The organism is Pseudonocardia sp. SID8383 (assembly GCF_009864975.1).
Taxonomy (GTDB): Bacteria; Actinomycetota; Actinomycetes; order Mycobacteriales; family Pseudonocardiaceae; genus Pseudonocardia; species Pseudonocardia alni.
The window spans coordinates 1-462 of sequence record NZ_WWFY01000503.1 but is presented as its reverse complement, the minus strand read 5'-3'; the positions used below and the strand labels follow the sequence as shown (position 1 = coordinate 462).

Annotated in this window: 1 protein-coding gene; it reads right to left on the bottom strand. The window is 79.4% G+C overall.

Going from position 1 to position 462, the window contains the following annotated elements; translation table 11 throughout:
* Positions 1 to 94: 94 nt before the first annotated feature.
* On the bottom strand, positions 95 to 462 hold a 368-nt coding region (locus GTW08_RS12205), incomplete at its 5' end, for a zinc-binding dehydrogenase (RefSeq protein WP_161151939.1).

Sequence of the window (462 nt, the reverse complement as noted above, 5' to 3'; positions counted from 1 at the left end):
CCCGCCGCCGCGGCGCGGGGCGCACCGCCGTCGTCGCGATCGCGCTCGGCGCGCTCGGCCTGGTCGCCGGCGTCGGGAACGCCCTGCTGGGCGCCTATCTGTTCCGCTGACCGGTCCGCAGCACCGGCTTGCCCGGGGCCCGGTCCGGTGACTCCAGGTGCGCGTGTGCGGCGGCGACGGCCGCGACGCCGTCGTCCAGGTCGAAGACCCGCTCCACCAGCGGGGTGAGCGTGCCCGCGGCGAGCCCGGCGCGGGCGAACGCCTCGGCACGGGCCAGCACCGCCGCGTCGCCGGTGACCTCACGGACATGGAAGCGGCGCAGCCACACCGGCGCGTACCCGGCCGCGGGCAGCGGTGTCGGCTCCCCGGACAGTCCGCCGTGGACGATCACCGCGCCGCCCGGAGCGCAGGCCCGCACCAGCCGGGCGACGCCGGGCCCGCCCTCGGCGTCGAGGACCAGGT